Source organism: Halarchaeum nitratireducens (genome assembly GCF_017874695.1).
GTDB lineage: Archaea > Halobacteriota > Halobacteria > Halobacteriales > Halobacteriaceae > Halarchaeum > Halarchaeum nitratireducens.
Map to the genome: position 1 here is coordinate 1 of NZ_JAGIKY010000017.1, position 22,502 is coordinate 22,502.

The window sequence follows — 22,502 nt, forward strand, 5'->3', positions numbered from 1 at the left end:
GGCTGCTTCGCACCGCGAGAACAGGTCACGCCGTAGACCACAATATCCCAACGGCGGTCGGGAATCCTCGCGCTTCAGCGCGGGGAGGATGTCAAACGTACAACGCGTAGGCGGCGAGGGCGATGCTCGGGACGGCCACCGCGACGTAGACGGCCGTGCTCCACGAGCGGACGGTGTTGCCGTCGAGCGGCCCGACGGGGAGCATGTTGAACCCCGCGAGCAGGAGGTTGATCGTCACGCCGCGCCACGCGAGCGCGCTCCCGACGGCCGCGAACGGCGCGAAGAGCGCGGCGAGCGCGAGGTTCGTCACGGGGCCGGCGAGCGCGATCAGCCCGGATTGGCGGTCGGTGAGCCGACCGCGATGGACGACCGCGCCCGGCGCGGCGAAGAGGAAGCCCGCCAGCCCGCCGAGGACGGCGAGCGCGAGCAGGCCGTAGTCCGCGCGGAACGCCGCGACCTGTCCGTAGCGGACCGCGACAACCTTGTGGGCGAGCTCGTGCAGGAGGAAGCCGATGCCCGCCGTGAGGAGGCTGACGGCGAGCGCGACGAGGAACGCCCCGGAGGTGAGGACGGGGCCGAGCGTGGTGATCGTGATCCGCTCGTAGAAGAACGCGAACGCGACGCCGAGGGCGAGCCACGCGACGAGGAGGTCGCGCAGCTCACGCGCGCCGAAGGAGAGCCGGGTCACGCCACCAGCCCCCGGAGGAGTTCGAGGCTGTTCTGTGCGCCCTGCACGAGGACGGAGACGACCTCGCTCGCGCTCCCGAGGTCGCCGCCGACGAGCGGGAGGACGAGCGGGATGAAGAGGAAGCTGGCGACCATGCTCCCGAGGTTCGTGAGCGCGACGACGGCGATGAGCCTGAAGAGCGGCACCTCGGTCATCCGCGAGAACACCTCGCGGATGGGGAGCGTCTCGTCGTTGAGGATGTCGTTCAGCTGGCCGACGTCGCTGATGCGGACGGGCGTGTAGCGCAGTTCGACGTACCCCGCGAACCACCCGGGTGCGAGCAGGGGGTTGACGCTCGTCAGCCACGCCACCGCGCCGCCGACGCCCGCGGACGTCCAGTGCGCGCCGCCGAGGAGCGCGAGACCCGCGGCGACGACGCCGTTGAACAGGAACCACGCGACGAAGAGCCGCAGGAGCGTCCCGTTGCTCACGCCCGCCATCAACACGAGCCCGAAGAAGGCGAGGAAGCCGAGCGTGAGGAGGCTGCCGAACGCCTTGAACAGCGAGAAGCGCTTCTCGACGCGTCCCGTCAGCGAGCTCATCGGCGGGAGCTCTTCGGGGTGGTCGAGGTACCGCTCGATCCCCTCCTTGTGACCGGCGCCGACCACCGCGACGACGTGCTTGCCCTGCGAGCGGAGGTCGTGGATGTTGTGCGCGAGGTAGGCGTCGCGTTCGTCGATGAGCGCCCGTGCGCCCTCCGGGCTGAACTGGCGGAACTCCGCCATCATCGCCGAGACCACGTCCGTGTCGGTGAGGTCGTCCATCTCCAGCTCCTCCTCGTCGCCGCCGATGCCGACGACGGCGAGGAGGAGTTGCCCGACGAGGCGGAGTTTTTCGACGAACCCCATCCTCGCCCAGAAGCGCTGGATCGTCACCTGGATGTTCCGGTCGACGAGCGCGACCTCGGAGCCGACGCGCTCGGCCGTCTCGACCGCCGCGAGCATGTCCGCACCGGGGTCGATGTCGAAGCGTTCGCCCATCCGCTGTTGGACGTAGGAGAGCAGCCAGTACGCGAGGAACTGCAGGGCGACGCTCCCCTGCAGGAGGTCGGCGGGCGCGATCTCGTCCGGCGTCCCGCCCTTCATCTGCCGGTAGCGTCCCTCGTCGAGTTCGACCGCCACCGCGTCGGGTTCCTCCTCCTCGATGACGCGTTCGACCTCCGCGACGCTGTCCGCGGAGACGTGCGCGGTCCCGACGAGTCGCACCGACCCCTCGCCGTCGCGCGCGCTGTCACTCATTGTCAGGAGCGTAGTCACCACCGGGCCTTACGTGTGTCGTCACCGCGCGCCGCACGGACCGGTCTCCGTGGGGCCGACCGGCATAACCGTTATGTCCTACGCCTCACGACGCAGCGCTCTCCCGACGACATCGAGACGGACCCGGAGCGGACCGCGAACGGTCAGTGATCCACGAGTGAACTCGTGGGTTTCCGCGCTGCTATTGTGTGAGCTGGAGCGGCTCACTTCGCTCGATGGCCGACCCGTCGCTCCCTCCCTCGTCCGCGGCGATGCGCCGTGACGCCCTGACGCCGTGTTACCCGTAGCCTTCGCCGCGGATGTCGCCCCCGGAGACGCCGACGCATGAGCACACGTCCTCGAGCGTCTGCACCATCGCTGAGACCCCGCAGGCGTACACTTCGAGGTCCGTGGGATCGATCCGCGCCGCGATGTCCGTCTCCGGCTCCGCGTCGAGGTACGCTTCGAGATCCGGATCGAGGTCCGGCGCGTCGACGTCCTCGGCGACGTACTTCAGCAGCGTCTGCTGGACGTAGTCGGTCTCGCCCGTCCAGCCCGTGAGGTAGCGCTCTCTGGTGAGACACGGCACGAAGTGGAAGTGCTCGTGGGCGTCGTCGAGCGCCCGGAACTCCTCGCGGAACGCGAGGTCGTCCTCCCACGAGGCCCCGAGGAACACCCAGATGTCGCGTGGTTCGCCCTCGTAGGTGTCCCGTCCCTCCTCGAAGACGTAGTTCACCATCGAGCGCAGCGGCGCGATCCCCGTCCCCGTGGCGAGGAAGACCATGTCCGTCGGGGCTGGGTCCTGGAGGGTGAACTCGCCGTTCGGGCCGCGGAGCTCCGGGAGGTGATCACCCGGCTTCAGCTCCGCGCAGAGCTTCTCGGAGAGCCGCCCGCCGGGGACGCGTCTGACGCAGAGGGACATCTCCTCGGCGTTCGGCGACGACGCGATCGAGTAGGGCCGTGGCGTCCCGCGAAAGCGGATGGTGACGAACTGGCCGGGCGCGAAGTCGAACGGCTCCTCGGGATCGAACGCGACTTCGACGAGCGACGGGAAGTCCCGCTCGTCGCGCTCGCGGAGCGTCCGGAGTTTCTTCCGCGTGACGTCCGGCAGATCGAGCTCCGCGGTGGCGTCGAGGAGCGGCGTCCACGCGATGCTCTCCTCGCCGATGTAGCGCGTGACGTCCGCGCCGTGCTCGCGCAACAGACGGTGGACGGCGCGGCGGATCTCGTCGTGTCGCTGCTCGTCGAGCGCCTCGACTCGCGTCACGGTCGCCGTGTCCGTCAACAGGGGGAGTTCCTCGACCTGCTCGTCGAGGCGGGGGTGCGTGCCCTCGGTCATGCCTACACCCTCGGGGTCGAGCGCCGTAAGCGCGACGGGCGCGCTCTCAGGAGACGAGTGCGGACTCGACGATCTCCAAGGGGTGTCTGATCTCGTAGCCGGTGCCGTGCTCCATCTGCATCGCGCAGGTCGGACACTCCGTCATGCCGACCTCGCCCTCGACGTCCTCCATGTGGTCGAACATCTCCTCGCCGATCTTCATCGAGGTATCGTACTTCTCGGACTTCCAGCCGTAGGTGCCCGAGATCCCCGAACAGGAGTCCCCGACGTCCGCGGCGTCGACACCCGCGAGGTCCGCGAACAGTTCGAGCGCCTGCCCGTCGAGGCCCTGATTGCGCGCGTGACACGGCGCGTGGTAGGCCAGTTCGGCGAGGTTCTCGTCCTCGACCGTCGCGGCCGAGAGCTCGCCGGAGAGGTCCTCCTGCACGCGGAGATATTCGAGGGCCTCCCACGTGTTCTCGGCGAGCTCGTCGATTCCCTCGATGTCGAACAGCTCGGGGTACTCCTGGCGGAGCGCCATCGAACACGACGTACAGGAGGCGATGGCGTCGTACCCCTGCTCGATCAGGTCGCCCATCGAGGAGACGTTCACCTCGGCGTGGCGCTCCGCGTCGTCGAGCATCCCGTTGGCGAACATCGGTGTCCCCGAACAGCGCTGTTCGGGAACGACGAGTTCGTAGCCGAAGTGCTCGAAGACCCGCACCATCGCCTTCCCGACCTCCGGAGTGTTGTAGTTCGCGTAACAGCCGTGGAAGTACGCGACCTTCTTCTCGGCGTCGACGTCCTCGCCGCGTCGCTCGCGCGCCGCCCGCGCCCGCTCGCGGGAGCCGTCCGCGCCGCCCTCGCGCTCCCACCACTCGCGGAAGGTCTCCGTGGCGAACGCGGGGAACTCGCGCTCGCTCGTGATGCCGAAGACGCGGTCCATCGCCCACCGCGCCGGCCCGAAGTTCATCGCGGCGTTCGCGATGCGGGGGACTTTGCTGGCGAAGAACGCGGAGGTCCGGTAGTTGGCGAGGATCCGGTTGCGCCAGTAGGTGAGACTCGTCTTCGAGAGCTCCTCCTCGACGTACTCGGCGCGCGCGGTGTTGTGCATCTGCGAGAGCCCCACGTCACTGGGACACGCGGAGTCACAGCGCATGCAGTTCGAGCACTTCGAGATGGAGTCGTCGACGGAGGTGTCCTCCTTGCGCTTGAGACGCCACTGCTCGGGACCCTGGAACTTCGGTCCGGGGAAGTCGTCGTCGACCTCCGCGACCGGACAGTTGGTATCGCAGGTCGAACACTTATAGCAGTCGTCGGCGCCCGGCCGGAGGTCGGGCGTCTCGTCCTCTGGGAAGACCTCGATCGGTTCGAACTCGTCGCTCGGGGATTCTGCGTCACTCATTGTGTATCACTGCCCGCGGCGGTTCCGGCGGCGTCGCCCGTCGCCAGACTGACGCCCGTCCCGGAGCACTCCGCGGCGAAATCGGCGCCGCCGACGACGCTGCCGGCGGCGCGAAGGTTCTCGAATTCGATACCGCCCGTCGCGTCCCGTGGCCGCAGATCGTCGTCGACGACGACGCCGAAGCGGGGGTACGGCTGGTCGCCGAACGGGTCGTCGACGAACCACTCGTACCGATCCGCGGGGTGCGGGACGTGGCAGTCGAAGACCGGTTCGTGGACGCCCTCGCGATCCGAATCGATGCCCTCGCCGACCAGGCCGCCGGTGGCGAGGACGAACGCGTCGGCGTAGTGGGGGACGCGCTGGCCGTTGCGCTCGACGAGCGCCGCGGTCAGTCGACCGTCGCCGTCCGACTCGTAGCCATCGACGGGTCGGCGGACGACGTTGACCCCGGCGTCGCGCAGCGCGCGCTCGTAGGCGGCCTCCAGTCGCATCCCGGGGAGGCTCGGCGGCCCCATCGGCACCTCGAAGACGTCCGCGTCGAGGGCGTCGGCGAGCGCCGTCCGGACGGCCGCGTGGTGCGACTCGCCGAGCACTGCGGGGAAGCCGACCCTCGGTTCGCCCTCGTGGACGCGCTTGACGCGTGCCGCGAGGCGCTCGCGTTCGTCGTCGTCGTTCTCGTCGAGGGCGTGGGCGTAGCGCGTGATCTTCGCGTCCGCGCGCGGCGCGCCGGGGAACGACACCGTCGCGCCTCGGACGTCGAACGGGACGTCGGCGGCGCGCAGGTGGTCGGCGGCCAGCGGCGCGTCGAAGTCGCTCAGCGTCTCGAAGCCGACGAGCAGGGCGTCGCGCTCGTCGCTGGCGAGACCCGCAGCGGCGCTTGCGGGGTAGCGCGCTGTCGGTTTCACCGCTCCGCCGTGCGTCGGCAGGAGGGCGTTCGCGTCGGTGTGCCCGCCCCGGTAGAGGTCGCCGGTGACCGCGTCGAAGCGCGCGAGGCCGTCGCGGACCGCCTCGACGCCGACCTTCGCGTACGGGTGGTCGGCCGGGAGGTCCCCGATCGCGTCGAACGGGTCCGCGATCAGCTCCTCGTCCGCGTAGCCGAGCACGTCGACGAGCCCGCTCGCGTGCCGGAGCGTGCTCTGGCTCTTCGTGACGAGTCGAACGGACGCGCCCGTGTCGGCGGCCGCGAGCGCCGCAGTCATCCCCGCGACGCCGCCGCCGACGACGATGACGTCGTCCTCAATCGCCATGCGCGCCCTCCGCGTCGCCGCCCGCGGTCGATCCGCCCTGTGCGTCCTCGGCGTCCGCTCCCGCGCCGTCGTCGAAGGCGTCCCACTCGACGGATGCGTCCGTCCGCGCGGGGTCGCCGTCCTCGTTGAGCGTCGCGCCGTGGAGCGCGTGGTTCAACATCGCTTGGGAGAGCTGTTCGCCCCAGAGCGCGTGGCGCTGGCCCTTCCAGCGCTCCCCGCGGAGCTCGTCGAGCGCCGCGCGCGCGCTCTCCTCGTCGTGTTCGGGGTGGAGCTCCGCCGCCATCCGGTGCGCGCAGCGGCCGCCCTGACAGTTGCCCATCGAGGCGCGCGTCCGCAGGCGCACGGCGTTGAGGTCCGTCCCGGCCTGTTCGATGGCGTCCCGCACTTCCGCGCGGGTGACGCCCTCGCAGCTACAGACGACGGGGTTCGGGTCGCACGACGCGAGGACGTCCTCGGTGCGCGAGCCGAGTCGGTCCGCGCTCCGGCGCGCGACGGGCGAGCGCAGGCCGAAGCGCTCCATCGCGGCCTCGATGTCGCCCTCGCGCTCGCTCCCCGGGAGCGGGACGTCCGCGGTGTCGCAGGTCGCGGAGACGCCGAGCTTCTCGCAGACGTGATCGGTGATGGACTCGGCCATCATCCGGTAGGTCGTGAGCTTCCCGCCGACGATGCTCGTCATGCCCGGCACGTCGTCGCGCTCTGCGTGATCGAGCGTGAAGTAGTCGCGCGTGATATCCGTGGGGTCTTGGGTGCCGGTCCCCGGCGGCTCGTACAGCGGCCGGACGCCCCAGAAGGAGCGGATCGTCCGGGCCTCCTGGAGGATGGGGACGAGCTCGCTCAGCGTGTCGATGACCAGATCGACCTCCCACTCCTCCTCGGGGTAGTCCTCGGGGTCGCCGACCTCCTCGTCCGTCGTGCCGAGGATGCAGGCGGTCTCGTGGGGGACGATGATGTCCGCGTCGCCCTTCGGTCGACAGCGGTTCACGACCGTATCGACCTGCCGGGTGTTCATCACCGTCATCACGCCCTTCGAGGGGCGGACGGCGACGTCGAGACCCGCGAAGTCGCCGATCCGGCCCGCCCACGCGCCCGCGGCGTTCACGACGTGGTCGGCGTAGATCTCCTCCTCCTCGCCCGGCGTCCCGTGCTCGCGGGGACCCTTCCCGGACGCGTGACGGACCGTCGCGCCGACGATCTCGCCCGACTCGACGAGGAGGTCGGTCACCTCGGCGTGCGTCTCGATCCGCGCGCCGTGGTTCTCGGCGTCGACGGCGTTGGCGACGCAGAGGCGGAAGGGGTCGACGGCGGCGTCGGGGACCGCGATCGCCTTCTCGACGTCGTGTGCGAGATACGGTTCGCGCGCGCGCGCCTCCTCGCCCGTGAGCACCTCGGCGGGGATGTCGCAGTCACGACACCCCTGCAACTTCTCCTGAAAGTACTCCTCTGAGTCCTCGGGACGCTTCACGAAGAGCCCTCCCGTCTCCTCGACGCAGTGGCCCGCGATGTCCCTGAGGACGCGGTTCTCCTCGATGCACTCGCGCGCGCTCGCCTGATCGGAGACGGCGTACCGCCCGCCCGAGTGGAGCAGGCCGTGCATTCGCCCGGTCGTTCCGTTGGTGAGGTTGCCCTTCTCGACGAGGGTCACGTCGACGCCCCGGCGCGCGAGGTCGCGGACGACACCACAGCCAGTCGAGCCCCCGCCGATGACGAGGACCTCGGTTCTCGTGCCCATACAGTTCGCCTCTATGTCTCTTCCGGGGCACCTTATGTTTATTCCCCCCGGTAGGGTGGGCGTAAACGGTCGCCGAAGCCAACGGCGCAACGTACTTCGGGCAGGGACACCCTTCACGGGGCATGAGCCTCGACGTCGAGACCCCCGATCCGCCGGAGCTGGAGACGGACACCGACCCGAACGCGTACGACGACGTGGACGTCTCGGGCGCGAACGACACGCACCGATCCGATCTGGAGGCGTTCCTCCGCGAGGGCGCGTGGGACGAGGCCTTCGCCGAGTGGGCCCGGCAGAGCGACCTCGACGAATCCGAATGGCGGATCGTCGTCGACCTCGGGCTGATCGAGCGCTTCGACTTCTTCTGGGACGACTTCGCCGACCGCGTGGGCTACCACGCGCCCGGCCTGCCGGAGGACTGGAAGGAGCGCGACCTCCACCCCGCCCTCGACTCGTGGAGCACCGTCTCCGCGATCAACGCCGAGCTCACCGAGCTCGGCCGGATCGTCTCCGACCGCATGAAGGCGGACTACGTCGACTGGGACGCCGACTACGAGGCGCCCGACGACCTCCCCGACTTCTGAGACGGGACGGGAGACGCCGTCGTCGCCCGCTCCCGACGCGCGTGCGAACGTTCCCCCGACTCACCCCCGACTCAGGGTGTCGGAGAAACCTTTATTATTGTTAGTATTTATCTATCCATAGGGCGGCGACATCGGTAAAGAATTCGTCGCCAGAGGGTATCTATGGACGACACATACGTCGGTTCGATCGACCAGGGGACGACGGGAACGCGCTTCATCGTCTTCGACCACGGCGGCGAAGTCGTGGCGAACGCCTACGAGAAGCACGAGCAGATCTATCCGGAGCCCGGATGGGTCGAGCACAACCCCGTCGAGATTTGGGAGAACACGCAGGCCGTCGTGACGCGTGCGCTCGACGATGCGGGTCTCGACGCCGATCAGTTGGCGGGGATCGGCATCACGAACCAGCGCGAGACGACGGTCGTCTGGGACGCCGAGAGCGGCCGACCGATCCACAACGCGCTCGTCTGGCAGGACCGCCGGACCACCGACCGCGTCGAGGAACTGGAGGACGCGGGGCGCGCCGAGGACATCCGCGCGAAGACCGGTCTCGAAGTCGACGCGTACTTCTCGGCGACGAAGACCGAGTGGCTCCTCGACAACGCCGAGCCGCTGAAGCTCCAGTCCTCGCGCTCGCAGGACCTCCGCGATCGAGCGCGCGACGGCGAACTGCTGATGGGCACCATCGACAGCTGGCTCATCTACAACCTCACCGGCGAGCACGTCACGGACGTCACGAACGCCTCGCGGACGATGCTCTTCGACATCCACGAGATGGAGTGGGACGACGAGCTCCTCTCGGAGTTCAACGTCCCCCGCGAGATGCTCCCAGAGGTCCGACCCTCCTCGGACGAGGACTACTACGGCCACACCGACGCCGAGGGATTCCTCGGCGCCGAGGTGCCGGTCGCGGGCGCGCTCGGTGACCAGCAGGCCGCGCTCTTCGGGCAGACCTGCTTCGACGCCGGCGACGCGAAGAACACCTACGGAACCGGCTCGTTCTACCTCATGAACACCGGAAACGAGGTCGTCGAGTCCGAGCACGGTCTGCTCACCACCGTCGGCTTCCAGATGTCCGGCGAGCCGGTCCAGTACGCCCTCGAAGGGTCGATCTTCGTCACGGGCGCGGCGATCGAGTGGCTCGAGGACGTCGACCTGATCGACAACGCCGCCCAGACCGCGGAGCTCGCGCGCTCCGTCGACTCCACCGACGGCGTCTACATGGTCCCGGCGTTCACGGGCCTCGGCGCGCCTCACTGGGACGGCCGCGCGCGCGGCACCATCGTCGGGATGACCCGCGGGACGAAGAAGGAGCACATCGTCCGCGCGACGCTCGAATCCATCGCCTACCAGACCCGCGACATCGCGGAGGCCATGGAGGCGGACTCCGGCGTGGAGACCACCTCGCTGCGCGTCGACGGCGGCGCGGTGAAGAACAACTTCCTCTGTCAGCTCCAGGCGGACATCCTGGGGACGGAGATCGCGCGCCCGGTCGTCGACGAGACCACGGCGCTCGGCTCGGCGTACGCCGCCGGACTCGCCGTCGGCTACTGGGACACCATCGAGGAGCTCCGCTCGAACTGGCAGATCGACCGCGAGTTCGAAGCCGAGATGGATTCGGAGGACGCCGATCGGATGTACGGCCGCTGGGACGACGCGGTCGAACGCTCGCTCGATTGGGCACAGGAGGAATAACGACATGTACGCACCACTCCAGACGATCCCGGTCCTCGACATGGGCGTCGAGCCGTTCCTCGTCCTGCTGGTCACCGCCCTGGCGGGCGGCGCGTTCGGCGCGGCGCTCGGCGCGCTCCCGTCCTTCGTCTTCACCGGCTTCGTCGTCCTCCTCGGTGAGGGCGTCGGCATCCTACAGGGCCAGCTGAACGGCCTCGGCGCGATCAACGGGAGTCTCGCCGCGGGGATCACCGGCACGCTCGGCTTCGGGATGGTCGTCGGCCCGCACGTCGCCTTCGCGGGCGGCGTCGCCGCCTCCGCGTACGTCGGCAAGAAGTATCCCGAGATGAACCCGAACGGGTGGGACTACCACCTCGGCAAGGACATCTCCTCCGCGTTCGGCACCAAGCCGGACATCCTCGCCGTCGGCGCGCTCTTCGGCGCGCTCGGCATGCTCATCACGCAGATCGCGGGCGGTCTCGGGTTCCCGACCGACAACATCGCGCTGTCGGTCTTCCTGACCGCCATGATCGCGCGCGTCGTGTTCCGCTACCCGCTGATCGGCTCGCCCGCGGGCGACGGACTCCTCGACATGGGACCGTTCGAGCGCAACGAACCCCGTGAACAGCCCGACGACGTCCCCGAGGGGAACGCCGGTCGACTGGCCGTCGAACCGTGGCTCGGCCACCAGTACAAGTGGCTGAACGTCACGGTAATCGGCGTCGTCGGCGGGATCCTCGGCGGCTACATCTGGCTGGAGACGGGGAGCGTCTTCCTCGGCTACGGTATCTCGGCGGCCAGCCTGCTGTTCCTCAACCTCGGCGTCGCCAAGATCCCGGTCACGCACCACCTCACGCTGATCGGCGTCGTCGGCGCGATGATCGCCACCCCGATGGTCGGCGGCGAACTCGTGCCGCTGCTCGCCGCCGGCGTCTTCGGCGCGCTTTCGGGCGTCGTCGGGGAAGGGGCCCAGCGGATCTTCTACTCGCACTCCGAGACCCACGTCGACCCGCCCGCGATGGCCATCGCATCGATCATGTTCGTCGTCGGCGTCCTCTACCTGCTCGGCCTGCTCCCGAACGCCGGCTATCTCGGCCTCTGAGGCCGGATCCGTCGGCTTTTGAACACGCACGCAGTACGAGAGAGACGACCACACTCACCATGGACATCGACGCGCGAATACGACGACGGCGACACCGGGCCGACTCGCAGCGGCTGATCCGCGAGTACGGCGCGCTCTCGCCGGTCGCACACGTCGAGGACCCCGCCGGACGCGGACCGGTCGTCGAGCGCCTTCTCGATCACCTCGACCCGGTGTTCGACGGTCGCCTCCCCCAGAACGCGTACGTTCACGGGCCCTTCGGCGCCGGAAAGACCGCCGTCGTGACGGCGTTGTTCGCGCGTCTCGACGACCTCTCCGTACAGAGCCACTCCACCATCCACACGAGCACGCGCGCGAGCGCCTCGACGACGCCGCGGTTCGTCTACGTCGACCTCCGCGAGACGGCGAGCGAGTTCGCGTTCTACCGGCACGTGCTCGACGCCGTCGTCGACGAGACGATCCCGGAGCACGGCATCGGCACCGAGGAGATCCGCGCTCGCCTCCACGACGCCCTCACGCGCTCGCCCGGCGGCGCCGTCGTCGCCGTCGATCACGTCGGCTCGCCGCGCGTGGACGCGAACGCGATCCGCGAGCGCCTCGACGCGCTCCCGGACGGCGCGCGCTGGCTGGCGGTCGGCCGCCCCGCTCCCACGGAGTGCCCGCTCGTCACGGCCGCCGTCGACGCCATCCGGATCGACGCCTATCGACGCCGCGTGCTCATCGACGTGCTGATGACGCGCGCGTCCGCGGGACTCGCGCAGGGCGCGCTCGATCACGCGCTCGCCCGTCGGATCGCCGACTGGGCTGACGGGAACGCCCACGACGCGCTCGCGGCGCTCTTCGCGGCGGCAGAACACGCCGCCGAGACCGACGAGGCCCGCCTCAGCGAGGCCGATATCGACGCGGCCTGTCGCTCCGTCCCGCGTCCCGGAGTCTCGCTCGGCGAGGTACTGGCGCTCTCGACGAACAAACAGCGCGTCCTCCGGGCGCTCGTCGACTTGGACCGCGACGAGGGAAGCTCGGTCACGGAGACCGCGGAGGGGATCGCCGACGCCGACGCCGTCGACCTCTCGACCGGCACGATCGAGCGGTACCTCTACGAGCTCGCGGAGACCGGCGTCCTCGAACGCGTCCGTATGACCGACGGCGGCGGGAAGGGCCGTTCGCCGAGTCGCGTCGAACTCCGCTTTCCCCCCACCGTCTTTCAGAAGCTATACGACCTCCGGCAGTGATTCGGCCGGCCGTCTTCGGCGGCGGATACCGCCGTATAGACGCTTCTAAACGCCGAAATTCCGGACTTTCGGGGGAAGCGTTTTTACTCCACGATCGTGTACGTCTGCCCATGTCACACTCACCGGAGAACGTGGCGCGATACGTCTGTAGCGACTGTCAACTCATTCACGCCGGGGTACCGCGACGGACCGCGACCGGCAAACGAAGCTTCGATCCGCCCGAGACCTGCGGCGGGTGCGGGGGAGACGACCTCATCCCCATCCAGAACTGGGTCCACCACCACAGCGCCGAGTAGCACCGCTCGCGACGACTCCTTTCTTTCAGCGCCGGAGAACGAGCGCACCGCCGTCGTCACCGTCGCCGACGTCGCTCTCCTCGTCACCGCTGAGCGCCGCGGCGAACGTGCGCTCGTGGGCGGCTCGCACGGCCTCGCGGACGGCCGCGTCCCAGTCGAGACGCGACGCGAAGTCTCGCCAGACGCGCTCGTCCACCGCGAGGTAGTAGGCCTCGGCCGTCCGCTCGACGAGCGGGTCGTCGCGGAACGCGTTTCGCCACTCGTAGACGAGGTCCTCGACGCTCTCGACGCCGGGCGAGTCGCTAGCGAGCTTCTGGAGTGCGGCGAGCGCCGCGTCGAGCCGGTCGGCGGGGACATCGCGCTCCGCGAGTACCTCGTCGATCTCGCTCGTCGACACCGGGTGATCGTGATCGTCGTCCATACCGGTCGTCGGTCCCGCGACGCCTTCAGGGATGCGCCCCGGTCAGTAGCCGACGGTCCCGCTCGCGCGTTCGAGGGCGACGAGGACGACCGCGCCGACGAGCGCGAGGAGGACGAAGCGTCCGACGACGGCGACGTCGAGCGCCGGAACGTCCCCGAACGCGAGGCGGAGCGGCGCTCGCAGCGCCCCGGCCATCAGCGCGACGAGGAACGTGAGCGTCGCCGTGCGGTAGTGTTCGAACGCCCACGCGACGACGCGCGCGGAGGAGAGCAGTCCGACGAAGGCGCCCACCGCGAAGACGACGAGCGTCGTCACGTGCTCACCGAACGCCCCGACATCGCCGGCGAACGCCGCGGCCGTCGCGCCGTGGACCGCGCCGGTCATCCGATCGTACTGGCCGAGCGTCAGGAGGATCAACGAGCCCGAGATCCCCGGCAGGACCATCGCGCAGATGGCGAGCGCGCCGACGAGAAACGTCGTGACGGGGTTCGCGGGGAGGTGGGCGCCCGCGCTCCCGCTCGCGACGAACGCGAGCGCGAACCCACCGACGGCGGCGGCTACGTGACGCGGCGTCCCGAGGCTGACGTCGCCCGCGAGCACGAGCACCGAGGCGAGGACGAGCCCGAAGAAGAAGGCGTACGTCGCCACCGGATCGGTGGTGAGGAAGTACTGGACGACGTTCGCCACCGTGACGACGGCCGAGACGACGCCGACGCCGAGGACGCAGAGGAACGGCACGTCCATCGCGACGAGTTCGTCGCGGACGGTCGCGCGGGCGTCGGCGTCGATCGGCGTGCGAACGGCGGGGCCGAGCAGCGCGAGACACGCGCGCGGGTCGAGGCCGGCGATCGCGTCGATCAGCCGGGTGTAGATCCCGGTGATGAGCGCGATCGTGCCCCCGGAGACGCCGGGGACGGCGTCCGCGGCGCCCATCGCGGCACCGCGGAGGTAGACGCCGAGCCACGCGCGCGCACTCATGTCGTTCAGGCCGCCCGTGCGGTCGGCTCCGTCACGGCCGCGGTGGTGTCGCTCGCGGTGCCGTCAGTGCTGGTGCTACTACCGCCGTCGCTGCTACCGCCGCTACCACTCTCGCTACCGCCGCTCGAACTACCGTCGCCGCTCTCGCTACTTCCGCCGAGGAGCGACGAGAGGTCGAGCTCGCTCATCGAGACCTGCGTGGCAGAGTCGTTCGCGCCGTTGACCTGCCCCTCGCTCACGTCCGCGGAGCCCGTCCAGTAGGTGCCGTTCGCCGTGGCGCTGAACGTGTAGTTCCCGGTCGAGCGGACGCTGACGTTCGTGTAGCCGTTCTCCGGGCCGTACTCGTCGTAGCCCGTCGTCGAGTACGGCAGCGTCATCGTGAACTCACCGTTCGGCCCGGTCTGGGCGCGCTGCGTGTAGGTGAAGTTCTGATTCTTCCCCTGTTGGGTCGAGTACATCGTCACCGACGCAGTGACGTTCGCGTTCGCGGGGCCGCTGCCCTCTACCGTCGCGCCCGGCACGCGCTCGTAGAGCTTCGCCCACGCCGGCATGTTCGAGAGCTGCTGGCTCGGTGCCTTCGAGCTCAGTCCGACGAGCCGGTAGTGCTCTAAAGCGGGGACGTACTCGCTCGGGTAGCGCCCGACGCCGCCGATCTGCGACGTCGAGTCGTTGGCGACGTACGCCTCCGCTTCGGCCGTCGTGTTGAACTGCCGGACCGTCGACGACGACCCCTGTCCGTTGGAGAGGTAGTACGGCCCCTGGCTCTGGTCCCAATCGACCACGATCGGCTCGGGCGACATCGCGGAACCCTGATAGCGGAACAGCCGGACCAGCATCGTCTCGTAGTAGTCTTGGGAGTGGACGTACGCCTGGAGCTGGTAGCCGCCGTTCTGCGTCTGACTCAGCAGCGGGCGGTAGAAGTCGTAGCGGTTCACGCCCTCCCGGTCGTCGTAGAAGACCGTCGGCGCGCTGAACTTCGAGTTCACCGCGGCCATCTGCCAGTCGACGGCGACGTACCGCGTCGTCTCGTCCGCGTCGCCCTTCGAGTCGAGGATCTCGTTGGCGTGCGTCTCGTTCTGCGCGAGCAGGTAGTTCGCGGCGTACGTCGCACCGCCCTGGAACGGGTTCGCGTTCGGAATCCGCTCGCCGAGCACGGTGATCCAGTGGCCGTAGTCCCACCAGCTCATCACGCCGTAACTCCCCTTCGGGTAGTCGTAGTCGTCCGTCTGCTGATACGTGCCGTAGTAGTCGAGCTGATCGGCGTTACCGGCGCCGCCGTAGTTACCCTCCGCGGGCGTGTTGTTCTGCATCCAATCGAGCATCGGCGCCCATCCGGTCACGCCGCCGGGGCTGGTCGACGCGCCGGTCTGGACCGCCGTCGACGTCTGGAAGTTGCCGCGGTCCGTGCTGAGCGTCACCGACGCCGCGAGCGGCGCGATCAGGACGAGCAACACGGCGAGAACGGCGATGACGTGGATCGCCTCGACGTTCTCCGCGGACTCGCGGACCGCGGCGATGTTCACGTAGTCCGAGCGGAGCAGCGTCGCGCCCGCGTAGCCGCTGATCACTGCCACTGGCACCGCGAGGTAGTAGTTGAAGCGCACCTGCGTGAACGCCGCCGCGATCAGGAACAGCGTCCAGACGACCACGAAGGCCTTCTCCGCGTCGTGATCGCCGATGACGACGGAGGCGAAGAGGAGACCGCCGACGACGACGATTCCCGTCCACGTCGGGTTCAGCCCGAGGGTGCCCGCGATCGTCGGCAGCAGGCCCGGGAGAAGGGAGACGATCGCCGTGACGACGAGCGCGACGACGGCGAACCAGCGCTTCCGACTGCTCGCGTCGATGAAGGGCCGCCAGAGGAGCCACGCGAGACCCGCGAGCATCGCGAAGAACGCGAGGCCGTACTGGCTGAAGAACAGCGCGAAGCGCGACCCGCCGTAGTTCGAGAGGCTGCCGAGCCACGGCTGGGCCTCGCCGATAGTGCGCTGTGACGCGCTCGCGTCGAACGCGACGAAGCGCTGGAGGTTCGAGAAGATCATCGCAAAGACGTCGGGAAGGAGGACGGCGACGAGTCCGGCGCCGACGGCCGAGATGAGGAGGACGACGACGGGATACGCGCGCCGATCGACGTCGCGCGACTCGAAGGTCCGCGAGAGCCACGCGAGGAAGAGACAGGCGACTGCGACGGCGAACGCCGCCAGTGGTTGTAGGAGGGAGAAGCGCGACGCCGAGAACCCGATCGTGTCGAAGGGCAGGAGGAGGAGGGCGCCGGTGACGACCGAGCTCGTCACGCCGACGAAGGCGAGGTGATCCGGGCTCGTGCCGTTGTAGTGGTTGCTCGCGAGCTGCAGGAGGAAGAAGACGCCGACGATGCCGACGAGGAGGACGCCCGGCGGCCACGTCCACATGTAGAGGGCGGTGGCGATTCCTGCGAGTGTACTCCACCCGAGAACCGGTTTGAGTGCGTCCCACTCGCGCGCACGGACCTGCTCCCAGACCGGGCTGTCGCGCTCCGCGACGTGGAACGCGACGAGGAGGGCGAGCACGGCGAGCGACTGGAAGAGCGGCTCGACGATGTTGTGGTCCGCGGTGCCGACGAGGCTCCGCTGGAGGAAGACGCCCGGGATAAAGCCGAGGACGGCGACGGAGAGGACCCCTCCGGCGCGGCCAGCGAGGCGCTTCCCGAGGTAGTACATCGGAATGGCGACGAGCGTCCCGACGACGACAGGCGTGAAGAGGACGACCAGACGGATGAGGTGATCGCTCGGGCTTCCGAGTCCGATGATCAGGGCGACTGTCGCCATCACTTGGTCGAACAGCGTCCCGAACTGGCCGACGCTCGTTCCGGTGGGGAATTGCGTCCAAATTTCGAACGGTCTCGTCGCCGGCCAATGGTGGACGACGTATTCCGTGCTTCGGAGATGGTACCACGGGTCGTTCCCGCTGAGGAGGATCTGTCCGTCTTGTACGAAGTTCTGCCACGACTGCCCGCGCACCCACAGCATGAACGCCATGAGGAGCGCGACCACGGGGACTGGATACCAGTCCGCTGCGATGTCGAGGACTGAGCGTCCGCCGCTGGAGGGACCGGCGGACTGGTCAGTATCGTCGCTCATTGTGTGCGTGGAGACGCAAAGTGAGGATAAGCCTTGTCATATACCCACGGCTGAGCGCGCGTCTCGCGTCCGTCAGACGGCGAACCCTTTCGTCAGTCGGCCGCCGGTAGCAACCCCTTTGTCGCCGCTCCCGCTAGGTGGAGGAAACGATGCGCGTCTCCGTCGTCCTCTGCACCTACACGCTCGACGAGTACGACAACTTCCGCGAAGCCGCGAATAGCGTGCTCGCCCAGACACACGACGACGTCGAGCTCGTCGTCATCGTCGACGGCTACGAGGACGTCTACGACGTCGTCACGGACGACTACGGCGACCACCCCGACGTGCAGGTCCACTGCAACGACGAGAACGAGGGCCTGCTCGTCAGCCGCAACCGCGGCGCCGAGCACGCCACCGGCGACGTCGTCGCGTTCATCGACGCGGACGCCGTCGCCGCCCCTGACTGGGTCGCCGAACTCGTCGAGAGCTACGAGACGCACGACGCCATCGCGGCCGGCGGGAAGATGACGCCGCGCTGGGTCGCCGGCCGGCCGTCGTTCCTCCCCGAAGAGTTCTACTGGCTCGTCGGCGTCACCCACCGCGGGTTCGCCGACGGCGAGGGCGAAGTCCGCAACACCTTCGGCTCGAACATCTCCTTTCGGGCGGACGTGTTCGCAGAACTCGGCGGCTTCGACCCCGAGATCGGCGGTCGGAAGGGCGAGAAGAACCTACAGGGCGGCGAGACAGAGCTCTGCGCGCGAATGCGTCAGGAGTACGGCGAAGGCGTCTGGTACGACCCCGACGCCGTCGTCGAGCACAAGGTCTTCGACTACCGCACCGACCCCCGCTGGCTCGCCGACCGGGCGTTCTGGCAGGGCTACTCGAAGCGGGCGATGGAGACGATTTTGCCAGATTCGAGCAGTGAAGAGACCGCTTTCTTCAACCACCTCCTCACTGACGCGACGCCCGCGCACGTCCATAATGTCGTCCGGCAGCCGTCATTCGCGAGCGTCGCGCAGTTCGTGATGCTCTATGTCTTCACCGTGCTGGTCGGACTCGGCTACGTCTACGGCTTCCGGAAGTGGTAGCGGCACGCTTTTCCACAACACCCCGCTTCTCAGGGGTATGGAGCGGTCAGCCCGAGACGACACCGAACCACCGGACTTCGACGACCTCAACGTCGCCGTCGCCCACTGGCACGTCAACGCGTGGGGTGGCGCGGAGTACCTCGTCACGAAGCTCGCCGACGCGGTCGGTGTCGACACCGTCTACACGCTTGGCCCACCCGACCCCGACGACCCGAACCCCTACGGGGACGTCGCGTTCGTCGACGTGACCCCGACGCTCGACTACGCGCCCGTTCGCCGACTCCAGCGTCGCGCCGGGCGGGTGTTCGAGTACGCGCAGTGGGAGGACGTCGACTGGCGGGCGTTCGGTAACCCGGACGTCCTCGTCACCTCGGGTGCGACGACTCGCGCCGTCATTACGCCCGTCGACACCCTGCACGTCAACTACTGCCACTCGCCGCCGCGGTGGTTCTACGACCTCTACCACGACCGCAAGTCCTCGCTCGCCGGCATCGCCACCCGCCCGCTCGTGCGGTATCTCCGGATGCGGGACGCGACGCTCAACAGCCGAGTCGACCACTACTTCGCGAACAGCCCCATCATCGAGCGCCGCCTCTGGAAGTATTACAAGCGCGGCTCGGAGGTACTCTACCCACCGCTCGACCTAGAGAAGTATCACGAGGACGGCGACGGCGGTTACTTCCTCCACCTCGGCCGCCTCGACGAGGAGAAGGGCGTCCCCGCCGTCGTTGAGGCGTTCGAGGGTCTCGACGAGCGTCTCGTCATGGCCGGCGGCCGTGGTGACGTCGACGACGACGTTGTCGAGCGAGTTCGACGCGCCGACAACATCGACTACCGAGGGTTCGTGAGCGAGGAGGAGAAACTCGACCTGCTCGCCAACTGCACCGCAGTCGTCTTCAACGGCAAGAACGAAGACTTCGGTATCGTGCCGATAGAAGCGAACGCGAGCGGCAAGCCCGTGCTCGCACGTGACGAGGGGTTCCCAGGGGTGTTTGTCGAGGACGGGACGAACGGCTACCGCCATGACGGGACGGCCGAGGATATTCGGGACACCGTCGAGCGAGTACAACAGGACACGTACTCCATCGGTGGGGCGGTCGTCGCAGAGTTCGCACTCTCCACGTTCGAGGCGGAGATACAACGGTCGCTCGTCGACTGGTACACCGACGTCGTGACCGGGAAGACCCATGACTGAGGTCGCGATAGTCGCCACGCCCGACGACGGGTCGTGTGGTGTCGGAACCTACGCCGGCGACCTCCGCAGCTACCTCGACTGTGACGTCGAACACGTCGAGCTACACACGAACAGTACAGATCCCACCCATTTCGCGCGGGTCGCGGTCTCCGCCGGCACAACGGCTGCCGACGTGGTCCACGTCCAACACGAGTACGGCCTGTTCGGAGCGAAGACGCTGTATTGGTGGGTTTTCTTTCCGCTCCTCTGGGTGAGCGCGCGTTTGACGTCGGCCCCGGTCGTCCTTACAGTTCACGAAGTATGGGACGCGGAAACTGCCGGCGACTCCCTGCGATGGCTTCAACTGCTCTACATCCGAGTCGTGAACCTCAGTATCACACTGGTCGCCGACCACCTCGTCTTCCTTTCGGAGACGAGCGAATCGGCGTTTCACACGGCGACGCCGGTCGCCGTCCAGTCCACGAGCCGGCTTCCACACGGTGTCAACGTCGGGGAGACGAAAGACGTAGCACCGGCGGAGGCGAAGTCGACGTTCGGGTACGAGCCGAGCGATACTGTCGTCGTAGAGCCCGGGTACGTCTCCCGGCAGAAGGGTGTAGACGTCTTCGTTGAGCTAGCCGATCGCTTCCCGGACCACGAGTTCCTGCTAGCTGGTGGACCCCGTCAAGCGGCCGACGAGGCGTTCGTCTCCGACCTCCGCGACCGCAGCCCCCCGAACGTCCAGATAACCGGTGTTCTCAACGACGACGACTTCCACGACGCCTTCCGTGCCGCCGACCTCGTCGTGCTCCCCTACCGGAAGAACGGACAGAGTGGCGTCTTCAACTGGTGTGCCGCCTATAGTCTGCCGGTCGCCGGGAGCAGCTGTGACTATTTCGAACGGGTAGCTGCCGAGTGGGGCTGTATGCAGCTATTCAACCCGAGCGACCTCGACGACACGGAGTCGGTGACACGGACGTTGCTACACGACGACGAGCAGCGTAGAGCCCTCCGTGAACGGATGAGCGCGTTCAGGGAAGCAAACCGGTTCGAGCGCGTCGCGGCAGAGCATCGGTCCTTGTACCGTGAGTTGGCGGAGAGAAGAGCCGGTTAGGCGTAGCCCAAGTCTTCGAGCTGCTGGCGCGTCTCGGCGTCGAGTTCGCCTTCACGTGCCTCCACTGCGTCACGGTCGGCGGCGAACTCGTCGACCACGTCCCGATCGTCGCCGACGAAGCCGTCGAACGTCTCGTAGTGGTACCCCGATTCGGTAACGACGCCGTAGAGCGGGCGGTCGTATCTCTCAGCGTCGTATCCACGCTGTTCCATTCCTTCGATGTGCTGCGAGGAGAGCCCGTGGTACTCCACACCGACGGTCCGACCGTCCGTCTCGGAGAGACGACGGAGGTCCGCTCCGTGTGACTCAGTCGAGACACCGGCGATTTCCGAGACTGTCCGGTGGACGTCGAGCAACGAGACTGGCGAATTCGTCGACTCGAGCGTCTCGTCGGGCGCGTAGACGGAGAGTGGGACGTTCGTCACTTCGGGTGGGATACCATACCAGTGTTGCCACACTCCGTCCTCCCCCAGCGATTCACCGTGGTCGGCACAAGTGACGACCACGTCGAAAGACGACTTGACCGCCTCGAATAGGTCCTGGTACAGATCGGAGAGATATCGGACCTCGTCCTCGTAAGCAGTCCGAATCCAGTCCGGATCGTCGTAGCCGTCGCCGAGTGTCGCGTCGAGCCAGCGGAGCCCTGGCGCTTCGACCCGCCGATACTCCTCGGGAGCACTGTACGGCCAGTGGGGCTCAACGAGGTTGATGAAGAAGAACTCCTGGTCGCCGAACGACGTCGTCGTGGCCATATCGAGTGCCTCTCGTGCACCGTCGTCCGCGAACTCACCGCTCCTGTCGCGATACTCGTTGAGCTTCAATCGCGCACCGTACTTCAGTGACGGAAGGGTGTCGCAATCACTCCGTAGACACTCCCACAGGGCGAGCGGGAATCGTTCAGGGCCGTCGTCGCTATGGCGGGCGATGAACGAATTCCAGTCGAAGAGGTCGCCACGCGGGATCTGGCGAACTCGCCAACTCCCCTCGAACTCGTCGAACCCTTGGTCGAACCCGAACTTCCACGAGAGGTACGCGTTCGCGCTGAACGCCCGTGTGGTGTATCCCTCCTGTTGCAGTTGGGTGGGCAGCCACGGTACGGATTCGGCCGGAAACGAAGCGGCCTTCTTGGTCGCGGGCACGTCACTACCGTACTTGCCCGTGAACATTGACGCGTGCGCCGGGACGGTCCAGTGACTCGTGCTCCACGCGTTGTCGTACGAGACGCCCGGTAGCCAGTCGAAGTAGTCATCGAACGAGTCCTTTCGTAGCGTGTCGAGGACGATTACGGCGATATTTGTCATCTGGATTCTCTCACTTTCGACAGTGTGTTGGGCAGGCCATCAGTGTTCTCCACGGTACCGGATGTCGTCAACTCGGTCCCAGAACCCGTGACGCCAGAGCCAATCGTTGATCCGACCGAGTATCGTATCAGGAACGATGATGTCCGAATACTTCTCGGGATACTCTCGTTCAAGCCGTCGCTCGTTCTCTTCGATGATCTCCGCTCGGGGGCGGTCCTTGTGGACCATGTACATTCGGTCGTCGTATCGGGCGGTGCCCTCCGCCTCGATACGCCAGCCGAACTCGGTGTCTTCACGCCAGTATTCGTACTCCGGTCTAAATCCACCCGCACTCTCTATCGCCGAGCGGCGGACCGCGAGGTTGCAGGTGGGATATTTTCGAGTTCCGTCGTAGTTACCGTACCCACCGACCGGTCCCTCGAGTATGACCAGGTCAGGGTCGTCCCGGAACGCTTCGGCGATGACGCTGAGCCATTCTGATGGTGGCTCGCAATCGTCGTCAGTGAACGCGATGACGTCGCCGCTCGCTTCCTCAACCCCCCGGTTCCGGGCTTCACACACGCCAAGACTCTCATCGACGACGAAGATGGCCTCAAATTCGTCGAGCTGTTGGTTGCGGAGAGCGGAGACAAGCGCCGAGAGATCGTGGTCCGGAAGGCTCGGAACGACGACGGAGAGATACGGGTCGGGGTGGGTTATCCGGTGCTCGACAGTCATATCTGGAGATTATAAGGGTGAATAGCTCGACCGTTCGATTCGTTGGTCTTTTCGAATATTAAGTC

The 22,502-nt window shown here is 67.7% G+C and carries 19 protein-coding genes; 8 read left to right on the forward strand and 11 right to left on the reverse strand.

Features of this window, described 5'->3' with window-relative positions; all coding sequences use genetic code 11:
- Nucleotides 1-91 precede the first annotated feature (91 nt).
- The 6 genes from J2754_RS14350 to glpA all read right to left on the reverse strand — a co-directional run bounded on the left by J2754_RS14350 (nt 92) and on the right by glpA (nt 7,661).
- Nucleotides 92-688 (reverse strand): zinc metalloprotease, encoded by a 597-nt coding sequence (locus tag J2754_RS14350; RefSeq protein WP_188879619.1) that lies wholly within the window; start codon nt 686-688, stop codon nt 92-94.
- On the reverse strand, nt 685-1,965 hold the full coding sequence (locus tag J2754_RS14355; protein WP_211087850.1) for a TraB/GumN family protein: 1,281 nt from the start codon (nt 1,963-1,965) through the stop codon (nt 685-687). Before J2754_RS14355 ends, J2754_RS14350 begins: the two co-directional genes overlap by 4 nt.
- 295 nt (nt 1,966-2,260) lie before the next feature.
- Nucleotides 2,261-3,301, reverse strand: a complete 1,041-nt coding sequence (locus J2754_RS14360) for a ferredoxin--NADP reductase (protein ID WP_211087851.1) — start codon at nt 3,299-3,301, stop codon at nt 2,261-2,263.
- A 46-nt stretch (nt 3,302-3,347) separates the two neighbouring features.
- Nucleotides 3,348-4,685 carry an anaerobic glycerol-3-phosphate dehydrogenase subunit C gene (locus tag J2754_RS14365; protein ID WP_211087852.1) on the reverse strand — a complete coding sequence of 446 codons (1,338 nt, stop codon included), beginning with the start codon at nt 4,683-4,685 and terminating at the stop codon, nt 3,348-3,350.
- The gene (gene glpB, locus J2754_RS14370; protein ID WP_211087853.1) at nt 4,682-5,932 is read right to left on the reverse strand and encodes a glycerol-3-phosphate dehydrogenase subunit GlpB; all 1,251 of its coding nucleotides are present in this window, start codon (nt 5,930-5,932) and stop codon (nt 4,682-4,684) included. Before glpB ends, J2754_RS14365 begins: the two co-directional genes overlap by 4 nt.
- Nucleotides 5,922-7,661, reverse strand: a complete 1,740-nt coding sequence (gene glpA / locus J2754_RS14375) for an anaerobic glycerol-3-phosphate dehydrogenase subunit GlpA (RefSeq protein ID WP_211087854.1) — start codon at nt 7,659-7,661, stop codon at nt 5,922-5,924. The genes glpB and glpA overlap by 11 nt, the downstream gene beginning before the upstream one ends.
- Nucleotides 7,662-7,783: 122 nt before the next feature.
- Between glpA and J2754_RS14380 the strand changes: the two genes are divergently transcribed.
- The 5 genes from J2754_RS14380 to J2754_RS14400 all read left to right on the forward strand — a co-directional run bounded on the left by J2754_RS14380 (nt 7,784) and on the right by J2754_RS14400 (nt 12,546).
- Complete coding sequence (locus tag J2754_RS14380) at nt 7,784-8,242, forward strand: DUF7992 family protein (protein WP_188879608.1); 459 nt, start codon at nt 7,784-7,786, stop codon at nt 8,240-8,242.
- Between the two features lie 162 nt (nt 8,243-8,404).
- The gene (glpK, locus tag J2754_RS14385) at nt 8,405-9,937 is read left to right on the forward strand and encodes a glycerol kinase GlpK (RefSeq protein WP_211087855.1); all 1,533 of its coding nucleotides are present in this window, start codon (nt 8,405-8,407) and stop codon (nt 9,935-9,937) included.
- 4 nt (nt 9,938-9,941) lie between these two features.
- Nucleotides 9,942-11,018: a DUF7973 family transport facilitator gene (locus J2754_RS14390; RefSeq protein WP_211087856.1), complete on the forward strand. Its 1,077-nt coding sequence runs from the start codon at nt 9,942-9,944 to the stop codon at nt 11,016-11,018.
- 59 nt (nt 11,019-11,077) lie between these two features.
- Complete coding sequence (locus J2754_RS14395) at nt 11,078-12,250, forward strand: Cdc6/Cdc18 family protein (protein WP_211087857.1); 1,173 nt, start codon at nt 11,078-11,080, stop codon at nt 12,248-12,250.
- A gap of 110 nt (nt 12,251-12,360) precedes the next feature.
- On the forward strand, nt 12,361-12,546 hold the full coding sequence (locus J2754_RS14400; protein ID WP_188879603.1) for a hypothetical protein: 186 nt from the start codon (nt 12,361-12,363) through the stop codon (nt 12,544-12,546).
- Nucleotides 12,547-12,571: 25 nt separating this feature from the next.
- On the opposite strand, the gene J2754_RS14405 is transcribed toward J2754_RS14400, so the two are convergent.
- Genes J2754_RS14405 through J2754_RS14415 form a run of 3 tightly spaced genes read right to left on the reverse strand, consistent with a single transcriptional unit; the run spans nt 12,572 to nt 17,064 of the window.
- The gene (locus J2754_RS14405; RefSeq protein ID WP_211087858.1) at nt 12,572-12,967 is read right to left on the reverse strand and encodes a DUF8048 family protein; all 396 of its coding nucleotides are present in this window, start codon (nt 12,965-12,967) and stop codon (nt 12,572-12,574) included.
- A gap of 42 nt (nt 12,968-13,009) precedes the next feature.
- Nucleotides 13,010-13,945, reverse strand: coding sequence for a DUF368 domain-containing protein (locus J2754_RS14410; protein ID WP_211087859.1), 936 nt, complete (start codon nt 13,943-13,945; stop codon nt 13,010-13,012).
- 5 nt (nt 13,946-13,950) lie between these two features.
- Nucleotides 13,951-17,064, reverse strand: coding sequence for an oligosaccharyl transferase, archaeosortase A system-associated (locus J2754_RS14415; RefSeq protein WP_211087860.1), 3,114 nt, complete (start codon nt 17,062-17,064; stop codon nt 13,951-13,953).
- Between the two features lie 149 nt (nt 17,065-17,213).
- On the opposite strand from J2754_RS14415, the gene aglG reads away from it, so the two are divergent.
- Genes aglG through J2754_RS14430 form a run of 3 tightly spaced genes read left to right on the forward strand, consistent with a single transcriptional unit; the run spans nt 17,214 to nt 20,419 of the window.
- The gene (aglG, locus tag J2754_RS14420) at nt 17,214-18,131 is read left to right on the forward strand and encodes a glucosyl-dolichyl phosphate glucuronosyltransferase (RefSeq protein ID WP_188879598.1); all 918 of its coding nucleotides are present in this window, start codon (nt 17,214-17,216) and stop codon (nt 18,129-18,131) included.
- A gap of 37 nt (nt 18,132-18,168) precedes the next feature.
- The gene (locus J2754_RS14425; protein ID WP_188879596.1) at nt 18,169-19,326 is read left to right on the forward strand and encodes a glycosyltransferase; all 1,158 of its coding nucleotides are present in this window, start codon (nt 18,169-18,171) and stop codon (nt 19,324-19,326) included.
- Nucleotides 19,319-20,419: a glycosyltransferase gene (locus J2754_RS14430; RefSeq protein WP_188879595.1), complete on the forward strand. Its 1,101-nt coding sequence runs from the start codon at nt 19,319-19,321 to the stop codon at nt 20,417-20,419. The genes J2754_RS14425 and J2754_RS14430 overlap by 8 nt, the downstream gene beginning before the upstream one ends.
- Here J2754_RS14430 and J2754_RS14435 read toward each other — a convergent pair.
- Both J2754_RS14435 and J2754_RS14440 read right to left on the reverse strand, forming a co-directional pair.
- Nucleotides 20,416-21,720, reverse strand: coding sequence for a sulfatase-like hydrolase/transferase (locus J2754_RS14435; RefSeq protein ID WP_188879593.1), 1,305 nt, complete (start codon nt 21,718-21,720; stop codon nt 20,416-20,418). The genes J2754_RS14430 and J2754_RS14435 overlap by 4 nt on opposite strands.
- Nucleotides 21,721-21,759: 39 nt before the next feature.
- A complete protein-coding gene (locus tag J2754_RS14440; RefSeq protein ID WP_188879591.1) occupies nt 21,760-22,437 on the reverse strand; it encodes a glycosyltransferase family 2 protein in 678 nt (225 codons plus the stop codon).
- Nucleotides 22,438-22,502: the final 65 nt, after the last annotated feature.